Source organism: Buchnera aphidicola (Eriosoma lanigerum), from assembly GCF_964059125.1.
Lineage (GTDB): Bacteria > Pseudomonadota > Gammaproteobacteria > Enterobacterales > Enterobacteriaceae > Buchnera_D > Buchnera_D aphidicola_C.
The window spans coordinates 1-23,742 of the sequence record NZ_OZ060395.1 but is presented as its reverse complement, the minus strand read 5'-3'; the positions used below and the strand labels follow the sequence as shown (position 1 = coordinate 23,742).

General features: G+C 22.6%; 21 protein-coding genes and 1 tRNA gene. 6 read left to right on the top strand and 16 right to left on the bottom strand.

The annotated features are described in order from the left end of the window. Window positions 1-21 precede the first annotated feature (21 nt). Complete coding sequence (gene rsmD / locus AB4W75_RS00110) at window positions 22-612, top strand: 16S rRNA (guanine(966)-N(2))-methyltransferase RsmD (protein WP_367679444.1); 591 nt, start codon at window positions 22-24, stop codon at window positions 610-612. A gap of 235 nt (window positions 613-847) precedes the next feature. After that, window positions 848-1,588: a DNA replication protein DnaC gene (gene dnaC / locus AB4W75_RS00105; RefSeq protein ID WP_367679443.1), complete on the top strand. Its 741-nt coding sequence runs from the start codon at window positions 848-850 to the stop codon at window positions 1,586-1,588. A gap of 69 nt (window positions 1,589-1,657) precedes the next feature. On the opposite strand, the gene efp is transcribed toward dnaC, so the two are convergent. From efp to AB4W75_RS00090, 3 genes are all read right to left on the bottom strand, one after another. After that, complete coding sequence (gene efp, locus AB4W75_RS00100; protein ID WP_367679442.1) at window positions 1,658-2,227, bottom strand: elongation factor P; 570 nt, start codon at window positions 2,225-2,227, stop codon at window positions 1,658-1,660. 451 nt (window positions 2,228-2,678) lie between these two features. Further along, entirely contained in the window at window positions 2,679-4,325 is a 1,647-nt protein-coding gene (groL, locus tag AB4W75_RS00095) for a chaperonin GroEL (protein WP_367679441.1), read from the bottom strand. 52 nt (window positions 4,326-4,377) lie between these two features. Further along, a complete protein-coding gene (locus AB4W75_RS00090; RefSeq protein WP_367679440.1) occupies window positions 4,378-4,668 on the bottom strand; it encodes a co-chaperone GroES in 291 nt (96 codons plus the stop codon). Between the two features lie 303 nt (window positions 4,669-4,971). Here AB4W75_RS00090 and AB4W75_RS00085 point away from each other — a divergent pair. Next, window positions 4,972-5,044, top strand: a tRNA-Phe gene (locus AB4W75_RS00085). Between the two features lie 97 nt (window positions 5,045-5,141). Here AB4W75_RS00085 and mnmE read toward each other — a convergent pair. The 4 genes from mnmE to rpmH form a co-directional block, all read right to left on the bottom strand. Beyond that, window positions 5,142-6,509, bottom strand: coding sequence for a tRNA uridine-5-carboxymethylaminomethyl(34) synthesis GTPase MnmE (gene mnmE / locus AB4W75_RS00080; RefSeq protein WP_367679439.1), 1,368 nt, complete (start codon window positions 6,507-6,509; stop codon window positions 5,142-5,144). Window positions 6,510-6,638: 129 nt separating this feature from the next. Then, entirely contained in the window at window positions 6,639-8,249 is a 1,611-nt protein-coding gene (gene yidC, locus AB4W75_RS00075; protein WP_367679438.1) for a membrane protein insertase YidC, read from the bottom strand. Window positions 8,250-8,478: 229 nt separating this feature from the next. Next, window positions 8,479-8,832 (bottom strand): ribonuclease P protein component, encoded by a 354-nt coding sequence (gene rnpA, locus AB4W75_RS00070; RefSeq protein WP_367679437.1) that lies wholly within the window; start codon window positions 8,830-8,832, stop codon window positions 8,479-8,481. Window positions 8,833-8,843: 11 nt separating this feature from the next. After that, a complete protein-coding gene (rpmH, locus tag AB4W75_RS00065) occupies window positions 8,844-8,987 on the bottom strand; it encodes a 50S ribosomal protein L34 (RefSeq protein ID WP_367679436.1) in 144 nt (47 codons plus the stop codon). 463 nt (window positions 8,988-9,450) lie between these two features. Between rpmH and dnaA the strand changes: the two genes are divergently transcribed. The 3 genes from dnaA to gyrB all read left to right on the top strand — a co-directional run bounded on the left by dnaA (window position 9,451) and on the right by gyrB (window position 14,644). Next, on the top strand, window positions 9,451-10,827 hold the full coding sequence (gene dnaA, locus AB4W75_RS00060) for a chromosomal replication initiator protein DnaA (RefSeq protein ID WP_367679435.1): 1,377 nt from the start codon (window positions 9,451-9,453) through the stop codon (window positions 10,825-10,827). A gap of 4 nt (window positions 10,828-10,831) precedes the next feature. Continuing rightward, a complete protein-coding gene (gene dnaN / locus AB4W75_RS00055) occupies window positions 10,832-11,944 on the top strand; it encodes a DNA polymerase III subunit beta (RefSeq protein ID WP_367679434.1) in 1,113 nt (370 codons plus the stop codon). Window positions 11,945-12,229: 285 nt separating this feature from the next. Continuing rightward, on the top strand, window positions 12,230-14,644 hold the full coding sequence (gene gyrB, locus AB4W75_RS00050; protein WP_367679433.1) for a DNA topoisomerase (ATP-hydrolyzing) subunit B: 2,415 nt from the start codon (window positions 12,230-12,232) through the stop codon (window positions 14,642-14,644). Window positions 14,645-14,889: 245 nt separating this feature from the next. On the opposite strand, the gene AB4W75_RS00045 is transcribed toward gyrB, so the two are convergent. The 9 genes from AB4W75_RS00045 to mnmG form a co-directional block, all read right to left on the bottom strand. Next, a complete protein-coding gene (locus AB4W75_RS00045; protein ID WP_367679432.1) occupies window positions 14,890-15,297 on the bottom strand; it encodes a F0F1 ATP synthase subunit epsilon in 408 nt (135 codons plus the stop codon). A gap of 8 nt (window positions 15,298-15,305) precedes the next feature. Further along, the gene (gene atpD, locus AB4W75_RS00040; RefSeq protein ID WP_367679431.1) at window positions 15,306-16,721 is read right to left on the bottom strand and encodes a F0F1 ATP synthase subunit beta; all 1,416 of its coding nucleotides are present in this window, start codon (window positions 16,719-16,721) and stop codon (window positions 15,306-15,308) included. Window positions 16,722-16,749: 28 nt separating this feature from the next. Further along, complete coding sequence (gene atpG, locus AB4W75_RS00035; RefSeq protein WP_367679430.1) at window positions 16,750-17,619, bottom strand: F0F1 ATP synthase subunit gamma; 870 nt, start codon at window positions 17,617-17,619, stop codon at window positions 16,750-16,752. Window positions 17,620-17,660: 41 nt separating this feature from the next. Beyond that, on the bottom strand, window positions 17,661-19,199 hold the full coding sequence (gene atpA / locus AB4W75_RS00030; RefSeq protein WP_367679429.1) for a F0F1 ATP synthase subunit alpha: 1,539 nt from the start codon (window positions 19,197-19,199) through the stop codon (window positions 17,661-17,663). 14 nt (window positions 19,200-19,213) lie between these two features. Further along, entirely contained in the window at window positions 19,214-19,750 is a 537-nt protein-coding gene (locus AB4W75_RS00025; protein WP_367679428.1) for a F0F1 ATP synthase subunit delta, read from the bottom strand. An 8-nt stretch (window positions 19,751-19,758) separates the two neighbouring features. Next, on the bottom strand, window positions 19,759-20,229 hold the full coding sequence (locus tag AB4W75_RS00020; RefSeq protein ID WP_367679427.1) for a F0F1 ATP synthase subunit B: 471 nt from the start codon (window positions 20,227-20,229) through the stop codon (window positions 19,759-19,761). Between the two features lie 98 nt (window positions 20,230-20,327). After that, complete coding sequence (atpE, locus tag AB4W75_RS00015; RefSeq protein ID WP_367679426.1) at window positions 20,328-20,567, bottom strand: F0F1 ATP synthase subunit C; 240 nt, start codon at window positions 20,565-20,567, stop codon at window positions 20,328-20,330. Window positions 20,568-20,624: 57 nt separating this feature from the next. Next, window positions 20,625-21,443, bottom strand: a complete 819-nt coding sequence (atpB, locus tag AB4W75_RS00010) for a F0F1 ATP synthase subunit A (RefSeq protein WP_367679425.1) — start codon at window positions 21,441-21,443, stop codon at window positions 20,625-20,627. A gap of 292 nt (window positions 21,444-21,735) precedes the next feature. Next, window positions 21,736-23,649 (bottom strand): tRNA uridine-5-carboxymethylaminomethyl(34) synthesis enzyme MnmG, encoded by a 1,914-nt coding sequence (gene mnmG, locus AB4W75_RS00005; RefSeq protein ID WP_367679424.1) that lies wholly within the window; start codon window positions 23,647-23,649, stop codon window positions 21,736-21,738. Window positions 23,650-23,742: the final 93 nt, after the last annotated feature.

Genomic DNA, 23,742 nt, shown 5'->3' with positions numbered 1-23,742 from the left:
TATTGATTAAAATATATATTAATGAACCAATATAATATAAAAATTAATAAAAAAAAACATGGAAAAATTCGTATTACTGGAGGATTTTTAAAAAATAGTATTATAAGGATTCATAGAAATAGTATAATACGACCCACAACAAGTTTTATAAGAGAAAAATTATTTAATTGGCTAAATAGTTACATTAAACATGCGAATTGCTTAGATTGTTTTGCAGGAAGTGGAGTATTAGGAATTGAATCTATATCTCGTTATGCTCAATCGGTTACATTTATAGATAATAATAAAAAAGTTATTTTAGATTTAAATAATAATGTAAAAAAAATAAATATTTTAAATCATGTAAAAATTGTTCATAATAATATTTTACGTTGGTTAAAACAAAACAATTGTATTTATCAAATAGTATTTATTGACCCACCTTTTAATCATCAAATAATTAATAAGACAGTTAATTATTTAGAAAAATACAATTGTTTAACATCTAATTCATTCATTTACATAGAAAAAAAAAATGATTTATTATTAATAGATATTCCCAAAAAATGGATTTTATATAAATCAACAAAAACGAAAAATATTGCATGTTATCTATATGTTAAACAATACTAATCAAAAATTATATTTAATATAATTATTACTAATTTATTTTATATTTACAAATTCTTAATAAATTCAGTATTTAATTAATATTATATAACAATAATACATTTATATTATTACATTTCTTTAGATAATTTATAATAAAAGTTAAATCAACATACATAACCAATATTAAAAATACATAAATTTTAATATTAATAAGAAGATTTTTATAAATTATTAAAAAATTTTGAGATATATAATTATGGATAAATATACTAATATTTTAAAAAGATTAAAACAATTAGTTCCTCACAAAGTTAAACCAAAATTCAAACATGAATTTGAGTTATTATCTTGGAATCAAGAACAAGGAAGAATATCTTCTGAATCTATTTTACGTAAAAATCGTGCAATAAAAATGGAAAAAATTTTAGGTAGATCAGGTATTAGAGAATTGTATATTAATTGTTCATTTGATAATTATCATATCCATCATGAAGGACAAAAAAAAGTAATGGAGTGTGCAAAAAAATATGCTAAAGAATTTAATAATAGTATATCTAGTTTTATTTTCTCTGGAAAACCAGGTACAGGGAAAAATCATTTAGCTTCTGCTATTGGTAATTATTTAATTTTACATGGTAAAAGTGTATTAATTGTAACTGTAGCTGATTTAATGTCAAATATAAAAAGTACATTTAATGGATTAAGTTCTACAACAGAAGAAAAATTATTAAATAATTTAAGTACAGTAGATTTATTAATGATTGATGAAATTGGAATGCAAACAGAATCAAGATATGAAAAAATTATTATTAATCAAATAGTTGATAGAAGATCATCTTCTAAACGTGCTACAGGTATGTTATCTAATTTAAATTATAGAGGTATGACTAATTTATTAGGAGAAAGAGTAATTGATCGTATGAGATTAGGTAATAGTTTATGGTTGAATTTTGAATGGGAAAGTTATAGAAAATATATTACAGGTAATGAATTTTAAGATTATATAATTAATAATTTATATAAAATAAAAATATTGTACATACATAATATTTATTATTTATATAAATTATTTTTTTATTCTACATATATATTGGTTAGATCTAGTGTCTACTTTTATTATTTCACCTATTTGAATAAATACTGGAACTTTAATAATCGCACCATTCTTTAATACAGCTACTTTTGTATTATTATTGACAGAATCTCCTTTTACTCCTGGAGTAGTTTTGACCACTTCTAAATTAATAAAATTCTTTGGAATGATAGAAATAATTTGATTATTCCATAATGTTGCCATATAAGAATGTTGTTCAATTAACCATTGTAACTTATTAAATAATATTTTTTTTTCTACATAAAATTGTTCAAAATTTTTTTTGTTTAAAAAATAACCATGATAATGATCTTGATACAAATATAATAATTTAACATCAATAATATCAGCTTGTTTTAAATATTCGGTAGACCGAAATGATCTATCAATTAATTGACCAGTTAATAATTTTCGTAATTTCACTCTAGTAAAAGCTTGACCTTTCCCTGGCTTAATAAATTCACTGTTTTCTATAACACAAGGTTCGTTTTCAAAAATAATTTTTAATCCAATTTTAAAATTATTACTATTATATATTTCCATTTTTTTCCTATGAATTATGTATATAATACACAACTGACAGTATATCAAATAACCTTAATTATCATAAAAATAATAAATAAGAAAATTAAATACAAGAACGATCTCATACTAATACTAAAATTTTAAAAAAATTTAATATTACTTTATATAGTAGTTATATTTTACCGTACTATCTACATTTATTAAATATAATTCACGACAGTTCTTATGGTTTTTTTTCAAAAAGATAAAGAAAAATTAATTTTTACAAAATTAATAAAATTAATTTCAGGAAACTTAATTCCTAAATTAATAAAAGGAAAATATATCATAAATAAAAATAATTTTTAATTTTCATAAAATAAACAATTGTACATAATATATTGAAATATAGAAAAATAAAAATGAATCTCCAGACATGTATAAAACATAGTCTGGAGATAAAAATTAAGTAATGAAATTATATTAAAATTTACATCATACCGCCCATACCACCCATTCCACCACCATTAGATGGTACGTTTACATCTGTTTTTTCTTCTTTTGGTAAGTCAGTTACCATACATTCTGTAGTAATCATTAATCCTGCTACAGATCCAGCATACTGTAATGCAGATCTAGTGACTTTCGTAGGATCTAGTATTCCGAAATTAATCATATCTCCATATTCGTCTGTTGCAGCATTGTATCCATAGTTTCCTTTCCCATCTTTAACATTATTTGTTACTACAGATGGTTCTTCTCCAGAATTAGATACAATTTGACGTAATGGAGCTTCCATAGCTCGAAGAGCAACACGAATTCCTACATTTTGATCTTCATTTTGACCATGTAAATTAGAAATTTTTTGAGCAACACGAACTAAAGCTACTCCTCCTCCAGGAACTACACCTTCTTCTACAGCTGCACGAGTTGCATGTAAAGCATCTTCTACTCGAGCTTTTTTCTCTTTCATCTCTACTTCTGTTGCTGCACCAACTTTAAGAACAGCTACACCACCTGATAATTTAGCTAATCTTTCGTTTAATTTTTCTTTGTCGTAATCTGATGTAGCTTCTTGTACTTGTTGACGAATTTGACTAATTCTGTTTTGAATATCTTGCTTTTTACCTATACCACCAATAATAGTTGTAGTATCTTTAGTAATAACAACTCTTTTTGCTTGTCCTAAATCTTCTAAAGTAGTTTTTTCTAATTCCATAGCTAATTCTTCAGATATTAAAGATCCGGAAGTTAATATCGCAATATCTTGTAACATTGATTTACGTCTATCACCAAATCCAGGAGCTTTTACAGCTGCAATTTTAACAATTCCTCTCATGGAATTTACTACTAAAGTCGCTAATGCTTCTCCTTCTAAATCTTCTGCAATAATTAATAATGGTTTACTAGATTTTGCTACTGATTCTAATAATGGCAACAATTCTCTTATATTAGATATTTTTTTATCAGCCATCAAAATATAAGGATTTTCTATTTCTACAATCCCAGTTTCAGGTTTATTAATAAAATAGGGTGATAGATATCCTCTATCAAATTGCATTCCTTTAACTACTTCTAATTCATCTTCTAATCCAGTTCCTTCTTCTACCGTAATTACTCCATCATTCCCTACTTTTTCCATTGCCTCAGCAATTAAACAACCCACTTTTTCATCTGCATTAGCAGAAATGGTTCCTACTTGAGTAATAGCTTTAGAATCAGAACAAGGAACAGATAAATTTTTTAATTCTGCCACTGCACTTATTACGGCTTTATCAATACCCCTTTTTAAATCCATAGGATTCATTCCAGCAGCTACAGCTTTTAATCCTTCATTTACTATTGCTTGAGCTAATAATGTAGCTGTAGTAGTTCCATCTCCGGCAGCATCATTTGCTTTAGATGCTACTTCTTTAACCATTTGAGCACCCATGTTCTCAAATTTGTCTTCTAATTCTATTTCTCTAGCAACAGATACTCCATCTTTAGTGATACTAGGAGCACCAAATGATTTATCTAATACTACATTTCTTCCTTTTGGACCTAGAGTAACTTTTACTGCATCTGCTAATACGTTTACACCTCGAAGCATTTTAACTCTAGCTTCGTTACCAAATTTTACATCTTTAGCTGCCATTTGACATTCCTTCAATTCTTTTTAGTTAAAAAAATCAGCTTATCATTGTTTCTTATTCAACAATCGCTAAAATGTCACTTTCAGTTAAAATTAGAACTTCTTCATGATCCATTTTTTCTGTTTTTGCTCCATATCCTTCATTAAAAATTACTACATCCCCAACTTTTACATCTAAAGATTTAACATTTCCATTGTCTAAAACACGACCATTTCCTACTGCAATAACTGTCCCACGAGTAGATTTACTAGCAGCTGAACCTGTAAGTACAATACCACCAGCTGACTTAGATTCAGCCTCTTGTCTTTTTACGATCACACGATCATGTAATGGACGAATCTTCATATAATTTTTTCCCTTTAAAAAAACTAATAAATCATATAAATAAATATAATGATTTATTGAAATACATTAAAAAAAATAGTATTGCTTATCTTCAGATATGAGGATTAATATTAGAACTTTCAAGTGTTAGATATTTTTTTTTTTTATTTATGTATAAAATTTATAATTACAAATAAATAATACTGTAATATTATTTATTATATATGATAAATAAAATATTTTATTTATTTATTTTATTTTTTTTTATATTTTTAAATAAAAAGATTGACTTTAGTTAAAAATTAATGATTAAATACTTATATTGCCCGAATAGCTCAGTTGGTAGAGCAGGGGACTGAAAATCCCCGTGTCGGTGGTTCAATTCCGCCTTCGGGCAATAAATAAATTAACTTAATAAAATTAGTATAATTTTTATTATTACAATACAATTATTTCTATTATGTAAATATAGTATTAATTTAATATATACAGATTTATTTACCAATGCAGAAATTAGAAAAAATTTCATCTAATAATTTTTCATTATTAAATACACCTGTTATTTCTCCTAATTTTTTTTGAATAATAAATAAATCTTCAGCTAATAATTCAAAATTAGATGATAACAACCAATTTTTTTTATTAATTAATAATAATTTATTAATTTCATTTAATATAATTAAGTGTCTTCTTCTAGCTAAAAATAAACCTTCTGTATTATCTTGATCAGATTTTATTATTTGAATTAGATGTTTTCTTAAATCTTCTATCCCTTGTCCAGTTAAAGATGATATATATAAAATTGGATATTTACTATCTATTCCTAATAATTTTTGTCTTTTATTTAATAAATCAACTTTGTTCATTATTAAACTAATTTTAATATTTTTAGGTAAAATTTTTATAAAATTAGAATAAACTTTTAATTTTTCATGTGAATTTTGATTGCTATCTATTACAAAAAGAATATGATTAGCACTATAAATTTCATTCCATGCTAAATCAATTCCAATTTTTTCAATTTCATTTTTAGGAATACGTATCCCTGCTGTATCGACTAAATGGAACATTACATCATTTATATTAATATATTCATGTAATACGTCTCTAGTTGTCCCTTGAATATTTGTTACGATAGCTTTATTTTGAGAACAAAGTAAATTAAATAAACTAGATTTTCCCACATTTGGTTGTCCAGTAATAACTACTTTACAACCTTCTCTAATAATAATCCCAGTTTTAGCTTGTTTTTGAATTATTACAATATCTTTATACAAAGATGTTAATTTTTTATATATATAATCTTTTGATAACTGTATTGTTTCAAGCTCTATAAAATTAATAGAAGATTCTATTTTTAATCTAATATTTTTAATTTTTGTTACTAAATTATGTATACGATTAGAAAATACACCTTTCATAGATTCTAATGATAATTGAATGGACTTTTTTGAATTAGAATTAATTAAATCAGCAATAGCTTCAGCTTGAATTAAATCTAATTTACCATTTAAAAAAGCTCTTTCAGAAAATTCTCCTGGATTTGCTATTCTTATTCCTTTAATAGATAAAATAGCTTTACATAATAAATCTAAAACTAATGGACTACCATGTCCTTGTAATTCTAATGTATTTTCTCCAGTAAAAGAATTAGGACCTGGAAACCAAATAGCTATTCCTTCATCTATAATGATATTATTTTCATTCTTAAAGGATGAAAATGTAGCATATCTAGGATTTGGAATTTTACCAAGTATTAATTGAGCTACTTGTTCAGAGTGTATTCCTGATATTCTTAATATTCCTATTCCTCCTTTACCAACTGGAGTTGCTTGAGCTATGATCGTATCATGAAATGTCATTTTTTATCTTTAATTTAAAATGAAATAGTTTTAATACTATAAATTAATTAGTATAATTAAGGTTATTAAATATATTTAAAATATATATACTAATATTTAAAATATTTATTTTATTTGTTTTATTAATATTTAATTATCTTTTAATCCATAGTAAATTATTTTTTGTTGTATAATTGTCACTATATTACTAATAATATAATATAAAACTAAACCTGATGGAAACCATAAAAAAAATATTGTAAAACCAATTGGTATTATATTCATAATTTTTTTTTGCAAAGGATCACGTGCAATATTTGGTGAAATGTATTGAGTAATTAGCATTGTTATACCCATTAATATAGGTAATATATAATATGGATCTTTATCTGATAAATCATGAATCCAAAATATAAAAGGAGCATGTCTTAATTCAATGGCATTAATTAACATATAATATAAAGCTAAAAAAATAGGCATTTGAATAAATAATGGTAAAAACCCTTTTAATGGATTAATTTTTTCTTTTTTATACAATAATATAATTTCTTTACTTATTTTTTGTTTATTTTCGTTATATTGTTTTTTAATTTGATCAATTTTGGGTTGTATTTTCCTCATTTTTATCATAGATATATATTGTGATTTAGTAAAAGGATACATAATTGCTCTAATTAATAATGTAATAGCTATAATAGCTCCTCCCCAATTTCCAATAAATGTATAGAAAAATTTTAGCAATTTAAATAATGGTTGAGACAACCACCAAAACATACCGTAATCAGTTGTTAAATTTAAATAGGGTGCGATTAAAACCATATGGTCTTGTATCGTTGGACCAATCCAAATATTGGATTTAAAAGTATAATTTGTAAAAGGAGCAATATATATTGATTCTGATTTATATCCTATAGTTGCAGTAGAATGATTGTTTACAGATTTAGTATAAATTACATTTATTTTAGGAATATTAGGAATCCATGCACTAATAAAATATTGTTGTATCATTGCTATCCAACCATGATTAGTTGTAATACTTAATGATTGTAATTTATTAATTGCATTAAAATCATACTTTTTATATTTTGTATTTTCAGTAGAATAAGCTGCTCCACGATAAGTATGTAAAGAAAATATTTTAAAATTAGTATTTTTTTGATTAGGTAATTTAATAGTTTGTTTTAGCTGTCCGAATACAGACATTAATAATGGTTTTTTAGTATTGTTTTTTATAATATGTTTAACTGTTATATAATATTTTCCATTTTGTAAGGTAAATGATTTAACATATTCTACTCCATTAGTATCTTTCCAAATAAAAGGAACAGTTAGTTCTGTACTATTTTTATTTAATTCAAATATATTACTAGTAGTTTTATAAAAAGGTCTTTTTTTATAAATTGAATTATCAGGTCCGTTTTCTCCTATTAATCCACTTTGAGCATGATAAATAAAGTTAGATGTAGTATCTAATAAATGAAAACATTTTGAAGAATATAATTTATCTTTATATTTTAGTAAAATAACTTTTTCTATATCACCTCCAAATTGATTTATTGTAACGGATATTACATCATTTCTTAAATTCACATATTTTTTTTTATTTACAAAACTATAATTTTTTTTTGTATGAATATTAATATAGCTTTTTTCATGTTGTTCATTTGTTATTTTTAATTCATTATTATTCCAAGTATTCCATAATATAAAAGTGATAAATATAAAAATAATTGTAAAAAAATTACGTTTTAGTAAATTCATTATTAAAAATCTCGTGTAACTTAAATAATTTTAAATAGATTAAGATTATCAAAATTATATATATAAAATTATTAAATCTATTAGAATAATAAATAAATATAATTTTTATTATAAAAATATAATTTTAAAATATAATACAATTTAAAAAATAAAGAATTTAATAAATTATAGTTAGTATATATAAAAATGTTTTTAAAGAACGTTGTTATATTAAACAATTTTTAATAAATTAAGAATTTAAAAATGATTGATAATATTTTTTCCATAAATTGTTTAAACTATCAATTAATTTTTTATTATTAATTTTATTCAATTGTTTTTTTTTTATCACTAAAAAATCCATATTTAATAATTGATGTTGTGATAATCTAAATGTTTCTCTGATTAATCTTTTTATTCTATTTCTTTCATGAGATTTATTAATATTTTTTTTTGATATAATCAAACCTATACGAGAATAAGAAAAAGTATTAATTCGAGATAATATAATAAATTCTTTATTACTTATTTTTTTTTTAAAAGAATATTTAAAATTTTTTGATTTTAACAATCTTGATTTTTTTTTAAAAAAATATCTGTTCATTAATAATTATATTATTTAGAAGAAACAGTCAAATGAATACGTTTCTTATTTCTTCTTCGAGAAAGAATTAGTCTTCCATTTTTTGTAGCCATACGGGATCGAAATCCATGTCTTCTATTTTTTTTTATAATGGATGGTTGAAATGTTCTTTTCATTATTTTGAAATCCTTATATTTGTTTTTATGTAATTATTTTATATTTTTAATATTATAATTAATAATTTTTATAATTATTAATTATAATATTAAAAATAATTTTATCATATTTAATTTATTCTCTAATAAGAATAGTAATATAATTTAATATTTTTTTTTAATTAAAAATATTTTTTTAAATTGTATTTTGATATCGTTAAAAAAAAATCATCAATTATATTTTAATAATATATTACTATTAATAGTATTATAACAATTTAATTATTTTTAATGTTTAGATATAGAAATATAATTTTTATAACAAATAAAATTATATAAATTTTAAAAAATAACATTTTATAATATTATTCATTATAAAAAATATTAATTTAATAAATTATTATTAAGTTAATATTGATTATTTAAATATACATAAAAAAATATTTTTTATATTAATTGTTTATTGGTATATTGACGTTGTAATATGGAGCTTACTGTGTCAGTGTTATTTTGGCAATATTTTCTCAATACATTACAAAATAAGTTATCTTCTGTAGAATTTAGTATGTGGATTCGTCCATTACGTGCTCAATTATTAAATAATACATTAGAATTGTATGCTCCCAATCAATTTGTTTTAGATTGGATTAAAAATAAATATATTAATAATTTTAATGAATTAATTTCTAATTATTTTGGATCTAATCCTCCTGTATTAAAACTAAAAATTAAAACAGATTATTTAATACCAAATGAATTAAAAATACAACAAATACAAAAACAAAAAAAATGTTTGATTAATAAAATTAATTCTTTTTCACAACAATGGAATTTTTTCTATCATTCATATATTAATAAAAAATATAATTTTGAAAATTTTGTTGAAGGAAAATCTAATCAATTAGCACGATCGATTGCATATAAAATAGCAAATAATAATGGAAAAAATTATAATCCTTTGTTTTTATATGGTAAAACTGGATTAGGAAAAACACATTTATTACATGCAGTAGGAAATACAATTATTTTAAATCAAAGAAATGCTAAAGTAATATGTATTAATTCCGAATTTTTTATACAAAATATACTATATGCATTAAAATATAATATTATAAATGAACTAAAAGCATACTGTCATTCTATTGATTTTTTTTTAATTGATGATTTTCATTATTTTTTAGATATAGAACAATTTAAAAAAAAGTGTATTAGCACATTTTACTCTTTAATAAAAGATACGCAAAAAATTATTTTAACTTCAAATCGTTATTTAAAAGAAACTTTAGATGCTAAATTTTTTTTTGATTCTAAATTTAAATTAGGAATTGAAATAACTATTAATCCACCAGAATTGAATACTAGAGTTTCTATTTTAATTAAAAAAGCACATGAAAACAATGTTTCATTATCAAAAGATGTAGCTTACTTTATAGCAAAAAAAATTTATACTAATATTAGAGAACTAAAAGAAACATTTAATAAAATTATGTTAAGTTCTTATTATAACCAAAGAAATATTACATTAAATTTAGTTAAAAAAATAATTCATAATACATTTAATAAAAAAAATCAAATAATTACAATTAACTATATTCAAAAAGTAGTTGCTAAATATTATAAAATTCAAATTATTGATTTATTATCTTATAACCGATCTCGTTCAATCGTTCGATCAAGACAAATTGCTATGACAATTTCAAAAAAATTAACTAATTATAGTTTATCTGAAATTGGAAAAGCTTTCGGAGGAAGAAATCATACTACCGTATTGCATGCTTGTAAAACTATAAAAACATTAATTCAAGAAAAAAATCAAATGAAACATGATTTTTTAAATTTAATTCAAACTATATCAATATAATTTTATGAAATTTACTATCGAAAAAAAAATACTATTAAAGTATTTACAACAAATTAGTATTCTATTAGGAAAAAATACTGATGTACCAATACTTAATAATATTTTAATCAATATTGAATCAGGACATTTATTTTTAACTAGTAGTAATTTAGAAATAGAAATTGTAGCAAAAATTATGTTATGTCTTCCATATACTGTTGGTAAAATTACTATTCCAGGAAGAAAATTTTTAAATATTTGTCGTTTATTTCCTAGTCAATCTCATATGTTAATTTATCTAGATGGAGAAAAAATTATTATAAAATCTAATAAAATTTTTTTTTCTTTATGTACATTATCTAGTGAACAATTTCCTGAATTTTTAAAAAACAATCATTCAAATCAAATTATTTTTGTTATGCAAGAAAAAATATTTAAATATATGTTAAATGTAAGTTACTTTTGTATGGCTAAGCAAGATGTTCGATCATATTTGAATGGAATGTTGTTAGAAATAGAAAAAAATGTTATTCGAATTGTTACTACTGACGGTTATAGATTAGCAATTTGTAGAATAAATTTTAAAAATTTTATACCAGAATTTTCAATTATTATTCCTCGTAATAGTATAATTGAATTAATTAAAATATTACAAAATTCAAATGATGAATTGAAATTATTTATTAATAAACAAAGTATGTCAATTTATACTAAAGATTTAACTTTTACTACTAAACTAATAGAAGAAAATTTTCCTGATTATTCTAGTACCTTATTAAGTAATAAAAAAAAAATTGTTGAAATAAATACAAAATCACTTCGTGATTCAATATTAAGAGTTGCAATTCTATGTAATCAGCAATTTAAAGGTATCTCTTTTTATATTAATAACAATGAATTTAAAATTACTAGTAACAATCAATTAGATGAATTAGCTGAAGAAATTATAGATGTACATTATCAAAATAATTTTGAAAATATAGAGTTTTCTTTAAATATTAATTATATTTTAGATGTATTAAATGTAATTAAAGGTAAATATATTCGATTTATATTAAATATTCCTATTTCTAATATTCAAATTGAAGATACAGAAAAAACATTCACGAAATATGTGATTATGCCAATGTATATATAATATTTTTTATTTAATAATATTAATGTTATAAACAATAACACTAAAATTAATTTTTTAATAATATATTTTTATAAATTGTAATATTTTATTAAAAATTGATTAAAAATTAATTTTTTTATATTAAAACTATATAATTCTTAACTATTTTACAAATAATAAAAAAATTGCAATTTTTATATATTAATGTTTTATAGTATTTCATATTATTAATTTTACTAATATATTAAGTATATATATCAATAAAAATAATTGATTTTATTTAATTTAGAATCAATAGGAGCATTAATGTCTAAAATTTATGATGCATCTAGTATTAAAATTTTAAAAGGATTAGATGCCGTTAGGAAACGACCTGGTATGTATATTGGTAATACTGATGATGGTACTGGATTACATCATATGGTGTTCGAAGTAGTAGATAATTCTATAGATGAAGCATTAGAAGGATATTGTACTGAAATTATCGTTATTATTCATAATGATAATTCTATTTCTGTAGAAGATAATGGAAGAGGTATTCCCATAGAAATTCATCCAGAAGAAGGAGTTTCAGCTGCTGAAGTAATTATGACGGTTTTACATGCTGGAGGAAAATTTGATGATCATTCTTATAAAATATCTGGTGGATTACATGGTGTAGGTATTTCTGTTGTAAATGCATTATCCGAAAAATTAAAATTAATTATTTTAAAAAATAAAATTATATATACTCAATGGTATATTAATGGAGTAGCAAAAAAACCATTAGAAAAAACAAATTCCATTAATAATAGTGGTACTACTATTCATTTTTGGCCAAATTACCAAATATTTAAAAATAAAAATAAATTTGAATATAAAATTTTATCTAAAAGATTAAGAGAATTATCGTTCTTAAATTCTAAAGTAGCTATTTACTTAAAAGATATACGCAATAATATTAATGATCGATATTATTATAAAGGAGGTATTAAGTCTTTTATAAAATTTTTAAATAAAGAACAATTATTAATTCATTCTCATATATTTTATTTTGTTTCTGAAAAAGAAAATATTAAAATAGAAGTAGCTATGCAATGGAACAATTCTTTTCAAGAAAATATATATTGTTTTACTAATAATATACCACAAAGTGATGGAGGTACTCATTTAGTTGGTTTCAAATCAGCTATGACACGAACTTTTAACACTTATTTAGAAAAAGAAGGATTTAATAAAAAAAATAAAATTAATATTTCTGGTGAAGATGTTAGAGAAGGATTAACTGCTATATTATCAATAAAAATGTTTAATCCAAAATTTTCTTCACAAACTAAAGAAAAATTAGTTTCATCTGAAGTAAAATCTATTGTTGAATCTTTAATTAGTGAACATTTAATTGATTTTTTATTAGAAAATCCTAATGATTCTAAATTAATTATAGCAAAAATTATTGATTCAGTACGTGTAAGAGATGCAGCAAAAAAAGCGAGAGAAATTACTAGAAAAAAAAATTTATTAGATTTTTCAATTGGGATTCCTGGTAAATTAGCTGATTGTCAAGAAAAAGATCCTTCACTTGCTGAAATCTATCTTGTAGAAGGAGATTCTGCTGGGGGTTCAGCTAAACAAGGAAGGAATAGGAAAAATCAAGCTGTTTTACCTTTAAAAGGAAAAATCTTAAATGTAGAAAAATCTAGATTGGAAAAAATATTATCATCAACTGAAGTCACTACATTAATTAAAGTATTAGGATGTGGTATCGGTGAAAATGAATATAACCCTGATAAATTAAGATATAAAAATATAATTATTATGACAGATGCTGATGTTGATGGTTCACATATTAGAACATTGTTATTAACTTTTTTTTATAAATTCATGCCAGAAATTATCAAAAGAGGTCATCTTTATATAGCACAACCTCCATTATATAAAGTGAAAAAAGGTAAAGAAGAACAATACATTCATAACGACTTAGATATGTTTTATTATAAAATGAAAATTGCTTTAGAGAAAATTTTTATTTATGTAAATAAACCAAATAAAACAATAATAAAATTAATTACTTTTAAAAATATTATTAAAGAATATTATTCTATTAAAAAAATAATAGAAGATAATTCCTGTTCTATTCCTAAAATAATATTATATGCATTAGTTTATGAACCTGTCATTAAAGAACTAAATAACAAAAATGACATAGATATTTGGTTACAAAATTTAATCAATAATTTAAATAAACAAGATACTACTAATACTAATTATACTGGAAAATTACAGTATAATACTGATCAAAAAATATTTGAACCAATTATTGAAACTGATTTATATGGAGAAATCAAAGAACACATTCTGACAAAAGAATTGATAAATGGACAAGTATATCAAAAAATATCTTTATTTAATTTAAAATTAAATAATTTAATAAATAGAGATTTATATATTGAAAAAGAAAATGATATATGTAAAGTAAATAATTTAGAACATATAATCAATTGGTTAATTAAAAAATCTTTAAATAATATTTATATACAAAGATACAAAGGTTTAGGAGAAATGAACCCTATTCAATTATGGACAACTACTATGAATCCTGAGACTAGAAATATGATTAAAATAACCATTAATGATGCTATTTCAGCTAGTAAATTATTTTCAGTTCTTATGGGGGATGCAGTAGAACCAAGAAAAAAATTTATAGAAGCAAATGCATTAAACGTACAACATTTAGATGTTTAATCTAAATATAATAATTATTATATAATATTTATATTCAATTAAAGTAATTGTACGTTGTATATGACAATCATTAATATTTTAATCATATATTGACATTTAAAATATATAACAAATAACATTGGTTATTAAAAAATATAACTTTTAAAATTATCTATATATTTTTTACATACATGATTGTACATATATAGTCGGCAGGATAGTATAATAAATTACCTGCCGATCTCTTTATTAAATTAATTTATTTTTTAGATTTTTGATTTATCCATTTTTTCAATTACTTTTAACTGTGCTATAGCTTGAGATAATTTAATTGATAATTTTTTATTATTATAATTTTTTTTTATTAATTTTTCAGTATTATTTTTTGCATTTATAATATTATTTCGATCTAAATCAATTCCACGAATAGCTATATCAGATAGAATAGTAATTAATTTCGGTTGAATTTCTAAAATTCCACCAGATACATAAATATGTTCTTTTTTTTTATTGATATGTACTATTAGCAATAATCCTGGTTTAATTATAGTTAATAATTGAGAATGTCCAGGATAAATTCCTAATTCTCCTTCTATTCCTGTAATATGAATTTTTAATATAGAACCTGAAAAAATTTTTTTTTCCATGCTAACAACATTCAGATAACAATACATAATTGATCCTATAATGTTTTGTTTCCATTATTCTTTTTTTTATTATTTGTCAATTCATCTAACGAACCAATCATATAGAAATCTTGTTCCGGTAAATGATCATATTCTCCTTCAATAATTTTTTTAAAATCTATAATAGTATTTTTTAAAGGTACATATTTACCTGGAAATCCAGTAAATACTTCTGCTACAAAAAATGGCTGTGATAAAAATCTTTGTATTTTTCTTGCTCGACTAACTAAGATTTGATCATCTCCTGATAATTCATCCATACCTAATATTGCAATAATATCTTTAAGTTCTTGATATCTTTGTAATATAGATTGAACGTCTAAAGCAGTTTGATAATGTTCTTGACTGACAATTTGAGGGTCTAGTAATCGACTAGTAGAATTCAATGGATCAATAGCAGGATAAATTCCTAAAGAAGAAATATCTCGACTTAGTGTTACAGTAGAATCTAAATGAGAAAATAAAGTAGCACATGATGGATCAGTTAAATCATCTGCTGGTACATAAACTGCTTGAATAGAAGTAATTGAACCTTTTTTTGTAGAAGTAATTCTTTCTTGTAACTTTCCCATTTCTTCAGATAAAGTAGGTTGATATCCTACAGCTGAAGGCATTCTTCCTAATAATGCAGATACTTCTGTTCCAGCTAAAGTATAGCGATAAATATTATCAATAAAAAATAAAACATCTTTCCCTTCGTCTCTAAATTTTTCTGCTAAAGTTAATCCTGTAAATGCCACTCTTAATCGATTTCCAGGTGGTTCATTCATTTGACCATATACTAAAGATACTTTGTTTAATACTTTTGAAGTTTTCATTTCATGATAAAAATCATTACCTTCTCTAGTTCGTTCTCCTACACCAGTAAACACAGAATATCCAGAATGTGCTATAGCAATATTACGAATTAATTCCATCATATTTACTGTTTTTCCTACTCCTGCTCCTCCAAATAATCCAACTTTTCCACCTTTTGCAAAAGGACACATTAAATCTATTACTTTAATTCCAGTTTCTAATATTTCTTGTGAAACTGATTGATCTTCATAATTAGGTGGTGATCGATGTATTTCCCAATGTTCTATTGGTTCTTCATTATTATTTATAAATTTTCCCTTCATATCTATAGGTTCACCTAAAACATTCATTATTCTTCCTAAAGTACTATAACCAACAGGAACTTTAATAGTATGTTTTAAATTAATTACTAATAAACCTCTTTTTAGTCCATCAGATGAACCCATAGCTATAGTGCGAACTATTCCAGAACCTAATTGTTGTTGTACTTCTAGAATTAAACTAAATTTATCATTTTTTACTTCTAATGCATGATAAATTTTAGGAACTGATGTTGATGGAAACTCAACATCAATAACAGAACCAATAATTTGAATAATTTTTCCAGAAGACATTGATTCAAGCCTCGAATGATTATATTAATTAATTGAAATTTTTTTTGTTAGATCCAGAAATAATTTCAATTAATTCTTGAGTTATTGAAGATTGACGAGCTTTATTATAATTTAATTGCAATTCTTTAATAAAATTATTACTATTATCTGTTGCATTTTTCATGGATAGCATTCTTGCTGCTTGTTCGCTGACTAAATTTTCTAATATACTTTGATAAATTTGAGATTCGATAAATCTATCTAATAATGTATTCAATACCATTTTTGCATTTGGTTCATATATGTAATCCCATTTTATACTATTTTTATTTTGATTATTGTTAATAATAGGCAATAAAATGTTCAATTTAGGTATTTGTATCATAGTATTTTGAAAATGATTATATGCTATAAATATTTTATCAATATTATTATTTTTATATTCTTGTAATAAAATATGAATATTACCTAGTAATTCAGATAAGTTAATTTTGTTATTTATTTGATTCATATAACTAATAATATTACATTGTAATTTATTAAAAAACTGAAAACCTTTAGATCCAAAAACAACTAATTTACATTTAATATTTTTTTCAGCATATCGTTGCATATTAATTAATATTTTTTTAAATAAGATAGAATTTAAATTACTACATAATCCTCGATCAGTTGAAATAACTATAATTCCTATATTTTTTGTTTTTCTATCTTGTAGATATGGATGTTTATATTCCACGTTAGCAAGAGAAACATGATTAATAACTTTAATAATATTTTCAAAATAAGGACGAGTAGATAACATTTTTTCTTGAATTTTTCTCATTTTTGAAACTGCGACCATTTCCATAGCTTTAGTTATTTTTTTTGTGTTTTTAACAATATTAATTTTATTTTTTATTTCTTTTACTGAATTCATAATTGACCTAAATGAACATATTTATTTTTATTAAATGATAATTATTCTTTTGATATAAATTTTTTAATTATTGATTTAAATGAATTCTTGATATTTTGATCATATACACCAGTACTATTAATTACATTTATTAAATCTTTATATTTAGATTTAAACATTTGTAATAATTCATATTCAAATACAGAAATATTATTAATTTCTATTTCATCTAAATAATTATTTTCAGCAGTATATAAAAGTAAAGCTTGTTCAGCTATAGATAATGGAAAATGTTGTTTTTGTTTAAGTAATTCAGTTATTTTTCTTCCATACATTAATTGTTTTTTAGTATTTTTATCAAGATCAGAAGCAAATTGAGAAAAGGCAGCTAATTCTCTATATTGTGCTAAAGCTGTCCTAATACCTCCAGATAATTGTTTAATTATATTTGTTTGAGCACTGTTTCCAATACGAGACACTGAAATTCCAGGATTGACAGCAGGTCTAATACCGGAATAAAATAAATTATTTTCTAAAAATATTTGACCATCAGTAATCGATATAACATTTGTAGGAACAAAAGCAGAAACATCTCCAGATTGAGTTTCAATAATTGGTAATGCTGTTAATGATCCTGTTTTATTTCTTATTTTTCCTTTAGTAAATTGTTCTACATAATTAGCATTGACTCTTGCAGATCTTTCTAATAATCGAGAATGTAAATAAAAAATATCTCCTGGATATGCTTCTCGACCTGGAGGTCTTCTTAATAATAATGAAATTTGTCTATATGCTATAGCATGCTTAGATAAATCATCATATACTATTAAAGCATCTTCGCCTTTATTACGAAAATATTCACCCATGGTACAAGCAGAATATGGACATAAATATTGTAATGAAGCCGATTCTGAAGAAGATGCAACTACTATTATAGTATTACTTAACGCTTTGTGTTCTTTTAATTTTTCTACTATATTTACAATAGTAGAAATTTTTTGTCCAATTGCGACATATATACATTTAACACCAGATTTTCTTTGATTAATAATAGTATCTATTGCTAAAGTAGTTTTACCAGTCTGTCTATCTCCTATAATTAGTTCTCTTTGTCCTTTTCCGATAGGTATCATAGTATCTATTGCTTTGTATCCAGTTTGAATAGGTTCATCAATTGTTTGTCTATCTATTACTCCTGGTGCAATAGATTCAATTTTTTCAAACTTTGTACATGAAACAGGTCCTTTCCCGTCAATTGGTTCACCTAATGTATTAACTACTCTTCCTAATAATTCTGTTCCTATTGGTACTTCTAATATTTTATTTGTACATTGTATAATCATACCTTCCGTTAAATGAAGGTATGAACCTAATACTACTGCTCCTACTGAATCTCTTTCTAAATTTAATGCAATTGCATATGTGTTACATTCAGGAATTAACAACATTTCTCCTTGCATAACATGAGATATTCCATATATTTTTAATATCCCATCAATAATAGAAATAATTTTTCCTTCATTTCGGATAATAGGTTCAATATTAAATTCAGTAATTCTTTTTTGTATTAATTCACTAATTTCAGTGGAATTTAATTGCATACATTATTTTTCTCTTAATTTTTTATTATATTAGATAAAATTTTTAATTGTGTTGAGATAGAATAATCTATGGTTTGATCATTATTTTTAATAACTAATCCTCCAATAATAGAACTATCAATTGTATGTTTAAATATAATTTTTTTAGAAAAATATTTTTTTAATTTTTCATGAATAGAATTTAAAAATATTAATTCTAATTTATAAGCAGATATAATTTCTAAATGTATTATTTGATAATAATCATCAATTAATTTTAAAAAATAATTTAAAATATTAGGAAATAAATTTAATCTTTTATTTTGTGTCATTATTGAAATTAAATTTTTTGTTTCTTGATTTATTTGATCTTTACCGATAGAAATAAATATTTCAATTAATTTTATAGAATTTACACCATTAAGACATTGTTGTTGAATCAATTCTGTTGATGCAATTTTTGTACAAATTTGTAACTGTTGTTTCCAATTTATAATATTGTTATCTTTTATAGCTAAATTAAAAATTGCTGTTGCATAAGGTCTAGCTAAAGTGATGTATGCAGGTATCATTGTTTTTCTTAAAAATTAGCAAGTATTTGATCAATTAAATTTTTATGATCTTTTTGATTAATAGATCTCTGTAACATTTTTTCTGCAATTGTAATTGAAATTAATCCTGTTTGTTTTTTTATTTCTTCATAAACTTTTTTCTTGTCAATTTCAATTTGAATTCTACTTCTTTCAATAATTTTTTTTTCTTCTTGGATAGCTTTCTTTTTAGCTTGTTCAATAATATGATTTTTATTTAAATTAGCTTTTTTAATTATATTTATTGCTTCTTTTCGAGCGTTATTTAATTTTTTTTCAATTTCATTATTTTTTTTAATTAATTCTTCTTCTTTTTCTTGAATTAATAAAAAATTATTTTGAATTTCTTTTTGTCTATTTTCAATTATATTAATGATAGGTGGCCAAATGTATTTCATACAAAACCAAACAAAAAGAAAAAAAGAAATTGTCTGTCCAAATATCGTAGCATTTAAATTCACATTGTTTTACCTATAGTTGATTAATATAAGACAATTTTATTTTATAAAAAATTAGTATGTAATTAAATTAATATGATTTAAAAATCATCCTCATAATATTAAGAAACTGCAAATATAATATATAAAGACAAACCAACTGCAATCATTGGAATAGCATCGATTAAACCCATAACAATAAAAAATTGAGATCTCAATAAAGGAATTAAATCAGGTTGCCGAGAAGCTCCTTCTAAAAATTTTCCTCCTAATAAACTAATACCAATTGCTGCACCAATAGCTGCTAATCCTATCATTATAGCTGCAGCCATATATAACATATCTATATTAGAATGTTCCATAATTATTTTCTCTTCTAACTTAAAAAATTAAAAATTATTAATCATCTTTAACAATAATTAATGTTTTTGAGATGCCATGGATAAATATACAATTGTTAATACCATAAAAATAAATGATTGTAAAAAAATTACAAGAATATGAAAAATAGCCCATGGTGTATTTAAGATCCATTGAGACCACCATGGTAGTAAACTAGATATCATAATAAAAATCATTTCTCCTGCATACATATTACCAAATAATCTTAGTGCTAACGATATAGGTTTAGATATTAAAGTAATTAACTCTAATGTAAGATTAAAAACCAAAAATATAGGATGATTAAAAGGTTGTAATGTTAATTCCTTAATAAAATTTACGTATCCTTTTATTTTTAAATTATAATATAAAATTAAGATAAATACACCTATTGCTAGAGATAACGTAATATTTATATCTGCAGAAGGAACAATTCTCATGAATTTAATTTCAAATAATGTATTACCTAAAACAGGAAGATAATCTATTGGTAATAAATCCATTAAATTCATTAAAAATATCCACATAAAAATTGTTAATGACAATGGTGCTATTAGTTTATTTTTTTCTTGATATATTTCTGTTACATTTTTATTTATAAAATTTATTATTATTTCAATAAATGTCTGTAATTTACTAGGTTTTCTTTGTTTTAATGTTTTTGTTGTTACGTAAAATAGAACTGAAAAAATAAAACCTAATATAAAAGAAAAAAAAAGAGAATCAAGATTAATAACCCAAAAATTATTTAATATATTTTCTTTACCCAATAATTTTAAAGTATGTAAGTCTAATGTTAAATGTTGTAAATGATGACTAATGTACTTTTGAGGATTAAGTGTTTCTGGTAAAGACATAAAAAATGATCATCCTTATTCGTAATATGTAATATTTTTAATATATTAATATGTATATTTATATTTAGATACATATCTTTTATTTAATTTATTAAAAATAATATATATAAATAAAAAATTTAATATAAAGTAATTAATTTGTTAAGAATTTATAAAAATTTTGAAATACTTTTATTTTTGTTTAGATTATTTTTTTTTTAATATTGTAATCATATTTTTTTAAATAATTATATATTTTACGAAAAACAATTATTATGTACTAAATTTATAATTTAGAAAACTGTTTATTATTTTAATTTAATAATATTGAATTATTATTTTTTATTTTTAATAATGATTGTTTTTTCAAATATATTAATATTATTGATATCGCTGCAGGAGTAATTCCTGAAATTCGGGAAGCTTGTCCTATAGACATAGGTTTATAATTATTTAATTTTAATATTACTTCGTTAGATAAACCTGGAATTTTTGAATAATCTAAAGATTGAGATAAATTAGTATATTCATTATTAATTTGTTTTTTAATTTCATTATGTTGACGTTGAATATAACCGGAGTATTTAATTTGTATTTCAATTTGATCAGAAATAATTTTTTCTTTTGACAAATTATTTAATAAATTTATTTCAATAAGATCATTATAATGAACATTAGGTCGTTTTAATAATTCCTCACCAGTAATTTTTTTATGAATATTAATACTTAATTTTGTATTTAATTTAGCTGATTCTATTGTATTAGGATATATAATTAATTTTTTTAATTTTTTTTTCTCTTTTTCTATTTTTGAAACTTTTTTGTTATATTGAATCCATCTGGTATCGTTAATTAATCCTAACTTTTTTCCTATTTCTGTTAAACGTAAATCAGCATTGTCTTCTCTTAATAATAATCTATATTCTGCTCTTGAAGTAAACATACGATATGGCTCGTTAGTTCCTTTATTACAAAGATCATCTATTAATACTCCTAGATATGCTTCATGTCTTTTTGGAAACCAAGGTTCTAAATTTGATACATATAAACTAGCATTAATTCCTGCTAATAATCCTTGAGCAGCAGCCTCTTCGTAACCGGTAGTACCATTTATTTGACCGGCTAAAAATAACCTATGTATTAATTTACTTTCTAAAGTTAATTTTAAATCTCTAGGATCAAAATAATCATATTCAATAGCATAACCAGGATTAATGATTGTACTATTTTCTAATCCTTTAATTGAATTAATCATCTGAATTTGAATTTTTATTGGTAAACTAGTAGAAATTCCATTTGGATATATACTAGTGGTAGATAAACTTTCTGGTTCTAAAAATATCTGATGACTGTTTTTTGTTTCAAAACGAATAATTTTATCTTCAATAGAAGGACAATAACGAGGTCCAATTCCTTTTATTTTACCTTGATAAATCGGACTTTCTTTTAAGTTTGATTTAATGATATCATGTGTTTTTTCATTAGTATGTGTTATATAACAAGGTACTTGAAAAAAATTATTTTTTTTATTTTGAATAAATGAAAAAAATGGAATAGGAACATCTCCATTTTGAATAGTTAAATCTTTAAAATTAATTGTTTTTCCTTCTATTCTAGGTGGAGTTCCTGTTTTTAATCGATTAATGCGAAATGGTAAATCTCTTAATTTATTTGATAATATAATAGAAGATTGATCACCAATTCTACCTCCTTTTAATTGATTTGATCCAATGTGTATCACACCATTTAAAAAAGTTCCAGTAGTTAGTATTACACATGAAGAAAATATTTTTTCTTCTAATGTAGTTATAATTCCATAAATACAATTATTTTTAATAATTAAGTCTTGAACTTCTGATTCTAAAATAAATAAATTTTTCTCTTTATTTAAATAACTAACTGCATTTTTATGATATAAGATTTTATCTGCTTGAGCTCTTGTAGATTGTACAGCTGGTCCTTTTGATGCATTTAATATTTTAAATTGAATTCCAGATTGATCAATAATTTCAGCCATTAAACCACCTAAAGCATCAATTTCTTTAACCAAATGACTTTTACCAATTCCTCCAATTGCTGGATTACATGACAATGCTCCAATAGTACACTTTTTTTGAGTAATTAACAAAGTTTTTTTTTTCATTCTTGAAGCAGCGGCTGCTGCTTCAATTCCAGCATGTCCTCCTCCTATAACGAGAACATCAAATTTTTTGTCATTTTTATTCATGAAGCAAACCTATTTTTTTCTGTATATTTTTTTTATAAAGAACTAAAAATTGATAAATATTAATTTTTATGTTGATTTATACTTTGTATATAA

Bases quoted from the DNA above. Each gene is read 5' to 3' on its own strand.
- rsmD (WP_367679444.1), top strand. From the start codon at position 22: ATGAACCAATATAATATAAAAATTAATAAAAAAAAACATGGAAAAATT.
- dnaC (WP_367679443.1), top strand. From the start codon at position 848: ATGGATAAATATACTAATATTTTAAAAAGATTAAAACAATTAGTTCCT.
- efp (WP_367679442.1), bottom strand. From the start codon at position 2,227: ATGGAAATATATAATAGTAATAATTTTAAAATTGGATTAAAAATTATT.
- groL (WP_367679441.1), bottom strand. From the start codon at position 4,325: ATGGCAGCTAAAGATGTAAAATTTGGTAACGAAGCTAGAGTTAAAATG.
- AB4W75_RS00090 (WP_367679440.1), bottom strand. From the start codon at position 4,668: ATGAAGATTCGTCCATTACATGATCGTGTGATCGTAAAAAGACAAGAG.
- mnmE (WP_367679439.1), bottom strand. From the start codon at position 6,509: ATGACATTTCATGATACGATCATAGCTCAAGCAACTCCAGTTGGTAAA.
- yidC (WP_367679438.1), bottom strand. From the start codon at position 8,249: ATGAATTTACTAAAACGTAATTTTTTTACAATTATTTTTATATTTATC.
- rnpA (WP_367679437.1), bottom strand. From the start codon at position 8,832: ATGAACAGATATTTTTTTAAAAAAAAATCAAGATTGTTAAAATCAAAA.
- rpmH (WP_367679436.1), bottom strand. From the start codon at position 8,987: ATGAAAAGAACATTTCAACCATCCATTATAAAAAAAAATAGAAGACAT.
- dnaA (WP_367679435.1), top strand. From the start codon at position 9,451: ATGGAGCTTACTGTGTCAGTGTTATTTTGGCAATATTTTCTCAATACA.
- dnaN (WP_367679434.1), top strand. From the start codon at position 10,832: ATGAAATTTACTATCGAAAAAAAAATACTATTAAAGTATTTACAACAA.
- gyrB (WP_367679433.1), top strand. From the start codon at position 12,230: ATGTCTAAAATTTATGATGCATCTAGTATTAAAATTTTAAAAGGATTA.
- AB4W75_RS00045 (WP_367679432.1), bottom strand. From the start codon at position 15,297: ATGTATTGTTATCTGAATGTTGTTAGCATGGAAAAAAAAATTTTTTCA.
- atpD (WP_367679431.1), bottom strand. From the start codon at position 16,721: ATGTCTTCTGGAAAAATTATTCAAATTATTGGTTCTGTTATTGATGTT.
- atpG (WP_367679430.1), bottom strand. From the start codon at position 17,619: ATGAATTCAGTAAAAGAAATAAAAAATAAAATTAATATTGTTAAAAAC.
- atpA (WP_367679429.1), bottom strand. From the start codon at position 19,199: ATGCAATTAAATTCCACTGAAATTAGTGAATTAATACAAAAAAGAATT.
- AB4W75_RS00025 (WP_367679428.1), bottom strand. From the start codon at position 19,750: ATGATACCTGCATACATCACTTTAGCTAGACCTTATGCAACAGCAATT.
- atpE (WP_367679426.1), bottom strand. From the start codon at position 20,567: ATGGAACATTCTAATATAGATATGTTATATATGGCTGCAGCTATAATG.
- atpB (WP_367679425.1), bottom strand. From the start codon at position 21,443: ATGTCTTTACCAGAAACACTTAATCCTCAAAAGTACATTAGTCATCAT.
- mnmG (WP_367679424.1), bottom strand. From the start codon at position 23,649: ATGAATAAAAATGACAAAAAATTTGATGTTCTCGTTATAGGAGGAGGA.